Source organism: Streptomyces sp. NPDC101152, from assembly GCF_044768275.1.
GTDB lineage: Bacteria > Actinomycetota > Actinomycetes > Streptomycetales > Streptomycetaceae > Streptomyces.
Genome location: NZ_JBIWPO010000032.1, coordinates 87,904 through 94,312, shown reverse-complemented (window position 1 = coordinate 94,312; position 6,409 = coordinate 87,904). Strand labels below are relative to the sequence as shown.

The following is a 6,409-nucleotide window of genomic DNA, read 5'->3' as shown; positions in this document are numbered from 1 at the left end:
GGCCGACGCCACCTGGATCGTCCGCGCCGGCCTGGCCAACAGCTCCTGCCTGTCCTTCGAGTCCGCCAACAACCCCGGCCAGTACCTGCGCCACTCCAACTACGAGCTCTACCTGAACACCGACAACGGCGGCGGCTCCTTCGCGCAGGACGCCACCTTCTGCCCCACCACCGGCAACAGCGGGGTCGGCCACTCCTTCCAGTCGGTCAACTTCCCGACGAAGTACATCCGCCACTACAACTTCACGGCCTACATCGCCAGCAACGGCGGCTCCAACGCCTGGGACTCCACGACGTCGTGGGCCCAGGACACCAGCTGGCTCACCGCCTCCCCCTGGGACTGACGAGCAGCCACCCCCGGGTTCGGTGCCGACGGGGGTTCGTCGACGCGCACATCACACCCACCCTGTGAAGGAGTCTCTTCATGCTCAAACCACCATGGATCCGCAGCGCCAGACGCGCGCTCCTCGCGGCCGGTGCCACCGCCGCGCTCGCGGCCGGCCTGCTCACCGCGACGGCCTCCACCTCGCAGGCCGCCACCCAGGGGCCCTGTGACATCTACGCAGCAGGCGGCACTCCCTGCGTCGCCGCACACAGCACCACCCGCGCCCTGTACGGGACGTACAACGGCCCGCTGTACCAGGTCAGGCGCGCCTCCGACAACACGACCAAGGACATCGGCCTGCTCAGCGCGGGCGGCTTCGCCAACGCCGCCGCGCAGGACTCCTTCTGCGCGAACACCAGCTGCGTCATCACCGTCCTCTACGACCAGTCCGGCAAGGGCAACAACCTCACCCAGGCACCCGCAGGCGGTGCCGCAAGCGGGCCGGACAACCTCGCCAACGCCTTCGAGGCGCCGGTCACCGTCGGCGGGCACGAGGCGTACGGCCTCTACGTCGCCCCCGGCACCGGCTACCGCAACGACACCACCAACGGCATCGCCACCGGCGACCAGCCCGAGGGCGAGTACGCGATCTTCGACGGCACCCACTTCAACGGCGGCTGCTGCTTCGACTACGGCAACGCCGAGACCAACAACCACGACACCGGCAACGGCCACATGGAGGCCATCTACTTCGGCAACAACAAGGTCTGGGGTTCCGGCAGTGGCAACGGCCCCTGGATCATGGCCGACCTGGAGAACGGCCTGTTCTCCGGTGTGAACCAGCACCTCAACTCGGGCGACCCCACCGTCACCAACCGGTTCCTGACCGCCATGGTCAAGGGCGGCCCGAACCAGTGGGCCATCCGCGGCGGCGACGCCCAGTCGGGCAGCCTGTCCACCTTCTACAACGGGGTGCGGCCCAACGTCTCCGGCTACAACCCGATGCACAAGGAAGGTGCGATCATCCTGGGCATCGGCGGTGACAACAGCAAGGGCGCCCAGGGCACCTTCTACGAAGGCGTCATGACCTCGGGCTACCCCTCGGACGCCACCGAGAACGCCGTACAGGCCAACATCACCGCCGCCGGCTACACCAGCGGCTCCACCAGCACCGGCTCGCTCACCCCCGGCTCCCGCATCTCCCTGCAGGCCACCACCTCCCCCTGCTGCACCCAGGACTACCTCCGCCACGACGACGCCGACACCAAGGTCGTCATCTCCAACATCAGCTCCACCAGCTCCGCCACCGACAAGGCCGACGCCACCTGGATCGTCCGCGCCGGCCTGGCCAACAGCTCCTGCCTGTCCTTCGAGTCCGCCAACAACCCCGGCCAGTACCTGCGCCACTTCAACTACGAGCTCTACCTGAACACCGACAACGGCGGCGGCTCCTTCGCGCAGGACGCCACCTTCTGCCCCACCACCGGCAACAGCGGGGTCGGCCACTCCTTCCAGTCGGTCAACTTCCCGACGAAGTACATCCGCCACTACAACTTCACGGCCTACATCGCCAGCAACGGCGGCTCCAACGCCTGGGACTCCACGACGTCGTGGGCCCAGGACACCAGTTGGCTCACCGCCTCCCCCTGGAGCTGACCGCTCCCGCCACCGCTGCAGCGGTTACCGTGCCGGACTGAGCCTCCTCGGGGACGCTCAGTCCGGCACGGGTTGTTCGGCCCAGATCGTCTTGCCCGCGGACGTGTGGCGGCTGCCCCAGCGCTCGGCCACCTGGGCGACCAGCAGCAGCCCGCGTCCGCCCTCGTCGAAGACGCGGGCCCGCCGCAGGTGCGGAGCGGTGCTGCTGCCGTCGGAGACCTCGCAGACCAGTACGTCGGAACGGATGAGCCGGAGCTCGATGGGGGCGGTGCCGTAGCGGATGGCGTTGGTGACGAGCTCGCTGACGATCAGTTCGGTCGCGAAGTCGAGTGCCGACAGACCCCAGGCGGCCAGTTGTTCGCCGGCCATCCGCCGGGCCCCGGCGACGGCCGCGGGGTCCTGGGGCAGCTGCCAGGTGCGTACCCGGTCCGTCCCGAGACCGGAGGTGCGGGCCAGCAGCAGGACGATGTCGTCGGCGGGCGGGTCGGGCCGCACCTTGCGCATCACCTCGTCGCAGGCTTCCTCCAGGTCGGCGGCCGGGTGGCGCAGTGCCTCGGTCAGCAGGTCCAGTCCGACGTCGATGTCCCGCCCCGGGGCCTCGATCAGACCGTCGGTGTAGAGGGCGAGGACGCTTCCCTCCCCCATGGTGATCCGTGCGGCCTCGAAGGGCAGTCCGCCCAGGCCGAGCGGTGGCCCGGCGGGCAGCTCGAGGAGGTGCGCCGTGCCGTCGGCCGTCACCAGGACGGGCGGCGGGTGCCCGGCCCTGGCGAGATCGCACACTCCGGCCACGGGGTCGTAGACGGCGTAGAGGCAGGTGGCCCCGACTTCTCCCGAGGTCTCCTCCGCCTCCCTTCGCGCATCGGGGCCCTCCTCCCGGTCGAGGCGGACGACCAGGTCGTCCAGCCGGGTGAGCAGCTCGTCGGGGGCGAAATCGGCGTCCGCGAGGGTCCGTACTGCGGTGCGCAGGCGGCCCATGGTGGCCGAGGCGTGCACGCCGTGGCCTACGACGTCGCCCACCACCAGCGCGACCCGTCCCCCGGACAGCGCGATGACGTCGAACCAGTCTCCGCCGATCTCGTCACCCGAGCCGGCGGGGAAGTACCGGTAGGCGAGGTCCACCGCCTGCGCTCGGGGGAGCCGCGCGGGCAGCAGACTGCGCTGGAGGGTGAGCGCGGTCCGGCGTTCACGGGTGTAACGGCGGGCGTTGTCGATGCTCACCGCCGCCCTGGCGGCGATCTCCTCGGCGAGCACCAGATCGTCCTCGCCGAACGTGTCCGCGGTCCGGTGCCGCAGCAGGTGCATCACGCCGAGGGTGATGCCCCGCGCACGCAGCGGCACCATCATCACCGAGTGGACCCGGAACCGTCTCATGCTCTCGGCACGGGCCGGTGAGGCCGTCGACCACTCCCGCAGCCGTGGATCGCTCGCACGGTAGTGGGCGCCCCGTCCGCTGATCAGAGCCTGTGCCGGTGGGGAGCCGGGCGGGTAGACGTCGACGTCACCCGACCGGACCGCGGATTCCGGGCAGCCCGAGAGCACCGACCGTTGAGCGGTGCGGCGGCACGTCACGGGCGTGCCGGGTGGGACCGGTTGCGGTTCGTGTCCCTGGACGACCGACTCCAGCAGGTCGACGGTGGCGAAGTCGGCGAACCCGGACACCGCCACCTCGGCCAGTTCCTCACTGGTCCGGGTGATGTCCAGGGTGCTGCCGATGCGCGCTCCGGCGTCGTTCAGCACTGCCAGACGGCGCCGGGCCCAGTACTGCCCGGTGATGTCGATCACCACGGCCGACAACCCGAGCACCTGGCCTGCCCGGTCCTTCAGGGGGGACAGATACACCGACCAGGCGTGATCGCGAACCTCGCCGGAGGCCCGGAATGGCTGCTCCTCGCGGAAGATCGTCTCCCCGGTGCGCACGACCTGCCGCTGGAGGCGGTCGATCTCGTCCAGGGGCGGGGCGGGATAGATCTCCCACAGGGTCAGGCCCTTCATCTCCTCCTGCGTGAGCCCCATGGCGCGGCTCATCACCTGGTTGCAGGCGACGAAGCGGGCCTCGTGGTCGTAGACGGCCACGGGCAGCGGGAGCTGCGCGAGCGTGAGGTCCCACAGCTGCGCCGTCTCCGCGTCGGCCGGCGCGGCGGGATAGGTCATCGCCACAGGGGTGAGGACCCAGGGGGTGTCGCCGTCGGAGTCCGCCAGCGGGGTGCCCCTGAGGTGCACCTGGATCCGGTCCCCGTCCCGTTTCCGCAGCGCCAGATCACTCGTCCACGGTTCCCCGGCGGCCAGGTGGCGGCGCATCGCGGAGGGCAGCTTCGCCGCGAGCAGCGAGGCGGCCGGACGCCCGACGACCTCCTGGGCCGCGTACCCGAGCAGTCTCTCCGCTCCGGCGCTCCACGCCATGACAGCCCCATGGGCGTCGATGACGACGGCGAAGTCCTCGGGTGTCCCCGCGTCCCCAGCTCGCGCGGTCGTGTCGGGTTCGTGGTCCATGGAAGGTTTCCCGGCGTCGTTCCTCTCGCATCCCGGTCCGGCACCGCGTCAGCCATCACGGGCGCCGCCTCAAGCATCCCGCCACGGCACACCCGGCTCAACCCGCCAGTGCACGTCGAACACGGGCCGCGCCCTTCGGGGCCGGGACGTGGAAGGCGGCGGCGGTCAACGGGGCGGGTCGACGGCCCCGGGTCGGCCGGTCACTTCCAAGGGATCGTCCCGGATGTGAGCGCCTCGCCCGAACGCAGGTGTTCCCTCAACCACTGTTCGGTGTTGCTGACGTGCAGCAGTGCTGCGGCCTGGCTGAGGGCGGAGTCACCGGTGGACAGGGCGTTGAAGATCGCCTCGTGCTCGGCGAGGGTGCGGCCCGCCGCCTGGGAGTCGACCAGACCGCGCCAGATCCGGGCGCGCAGGGTACGGCCGGAGATGCCTTCGAGGAGGGTGAGGAGAGTTTCGTTGCCGGTGGCCGCGATGACGGCGCGGTGGAACGCGGCGTCGTGGGCGTTGAGTCGTTCGACGTCGTCACGGGCGTCGCGCATGGCGTCGAGGTGCTGCTTCACCTCGGCGAGCTGGTCGTCGGAGATCCGGGTGGCGGCCAGTGCCGTGGCGATCGGCTCGAGGAGCCGGCGGACCTCCATGAGGTCCTGCAGGGCCACGGAGTCGCCCTGCAGCAGTTCCACCGCGCCGCCGAGCCCTTCCAGGAGCAGGCTCGGCTGCAGGCTGGTCACATAGGTGCCGTCGCCCCGCCGCACCTCCAGGACCCGGGCGACGGCCAGCGCCTTGACCGCCTCGCGGGCGAGGTTGCGGGACAGGCCCAGCTGGGCGGCCAGGTCCGGCTCCGGGGGCAGCTTCGAGCCCGGGGGCAGCGCACCGGTCCGGATCAGCTCACGGATCTGTTCGATGGCCTTGTCCGTCAGAGACACCGCGCATCCCTCTCGCCATCGCGCCCCGTGAGCACGTCCGACCTGATCAGGCCCTGAGCGCGGAGGTCGTCCCAGAGGGCGTCCGGGACGTGCTGATCATGGAGTTCAGCGTTGCGCCGGACCTGTTCCGAAGTCCGCATGCCGAGGGTGACGTTGATGATACCGGGGTGGGTGTACGGGAACGCGATCGCGGCTGCGGGCAGGGTGGTGCCGTGTGCGGCGCAGACGTCGGCGATGGCCTGGGCGCGGGCGACCAGGGCGGGCGGGGCGTCCTGGTAGTCGTACTTCATGCCCTCGGCGGGCCGGTCGCGGGAGAGCAGTCCGGAGTTGAAGACGCCCGCCGCCACCACGCTCTTGCCGAGTGCGCGCGCGGCAGGCAGGACGTCGTCAAGGGCGGACTGGTCGAGGAGGGTGTAGCGGCCGGCCAGCATGACGACGTCGGCGGCGGTCTCGTGCAGGAAGCGGGCGAGCATGGCGGACTGGTTCATGCCGGCGCCGATCGCGCCGATGACGCCCTGGTCGCGCAGTTCCGCGAGGGCGGGCATGGCCTCGTCGGCGGCCTGCTGCCAGTGGTCGTCGGGGTCGTGGAGGTAGACGATGTCGAGGCGGTCCAGGCCGGTTCGCTCGAGCGTGTCCTCGAGGGAGCGCAGCACGCCGTCGCGGCTGAAGTCCCACCGCCGACGCAGGTCGTCACGGACGACGAATCCCTCGTCGTCGACGCCTCGCGGCTGGTCGTTGGGCACGAGGAGTCTGCCCACCTTGGAGGAGACGACGTACTCCCCGCGCGGCCGGTCGCGCAGGGCGGCGCCCAGGCGGCGCTCGGAGAGGCCGAGGCCGTAGTGCGGTGCGGTGTCGAAGTACCGTATGCCGGCCTCCCAGGCCGCCTCGACGGCGGCTGTCGCGTCCTCCACCGCGGTCACCTGGTAGAGGTTGCCGATCACGGACGCCCCGAAGCCGAGGTCGGTGAGGGAGACAGACGTGTGGTGGATCTTCCGCTGGTGCAAGTGGTGCTCCTG

Annotated in this window: 5 protein-coding genes; 2 read left to right on the top strand and 3 right to left on the bottom strand. The window is 70.8% G+C overall.

The annotated features are described in order from the left end of the window. The coding region (locus tag ACIRVK_RS31840; RefSeq protein WP_404253187.1) for an AbfB domain-containing protein at nucleotides 1–343 on the top strand (343 nt) is incomplete at its 5' end. 80 nt (nucleotides 344–423) lie between these two features. Further along, on the top strand, nucleotides 424–1,980 hold the full coding sequence (locus tag ACIRVK_RS31835; protein WP_404253185.1) for an alpha-L-arabinofuranosidase B: 1,557 nt from the start codon (nucleotides 424–426) through the stop codon (nucleotides 1,978–1,980). A 57-nt stretch (nucleotides 1,981–2,037) separates the two neighbouring features. Here the strand turns inward: ACIRVK_RS31835 and ACIRVK_RS31830 are convergent, their stop codons facing one another. From ACIRVK_RS31830 to ACIRVK_RS31820, 3 genes are all read right to left on the bottom strand, one after another. After that, complete coding sequence (locus tag ACIRVK_RS31830; RefSeq protein ID WP_404253183.1) at nucleotides 2,038–4,470, bottom strand: SpoIIE family protein phosphatase; 2,433 nt, start codon at nucleotides 4,468–4,470, stop codon at nucleotides 2,038–2,040. Nucleotides 4,471–4,670: 200 nt separating this feature from the next. After that, nucleotides 4,671–5,393 (bottom strand): FadR/GntR family transcriptional regulator, encoded by a 723-nt coding sequence (locus ACIRVK_RS31825; RefSeq protein ID WP_404253181.1) that lies wholly within the window; start codon nucleotides 5,391–5,393, stop codon nucleotides 4,671–4,673. Then, nucleotides 5,384–6,397 (bottom strand): aldo/keto reductase, encoded by a 1,014-nt coding sequence (locus ACIRVK_RS31820; protein WP_404253179.1) that lies wholly within the window; start codon nucleotides 6,395–6,397, stop codon nucleotides 5,384–5,386. The genes ACIRVK_RS31825 and ACIRVK_RS31820 overlap by 10 nt, the downstream gene beginning before the upstream one ends. Between the last annotated feature and the right edge of the window lie 12 nt (nucleotides 6,398–6,409).

Excerpts from the sequence above, each read along its gene's own strand:
- ACIRVK_RS31835 (WP_404253185.1), top strand. The coding sequence starts at position 424 with ATGCTCAAACCACCATGGATCCGCAGCGCCAGACGCGCGCTCCTCGCG.
- ACIRVK_RS31830 (WP_404253183.1), bottom strand. The coding sequence starts at position 4,470 with ATGGACCACGAACCCGACACGACCGCGCGAGCTGGGGACGCGGGGACA.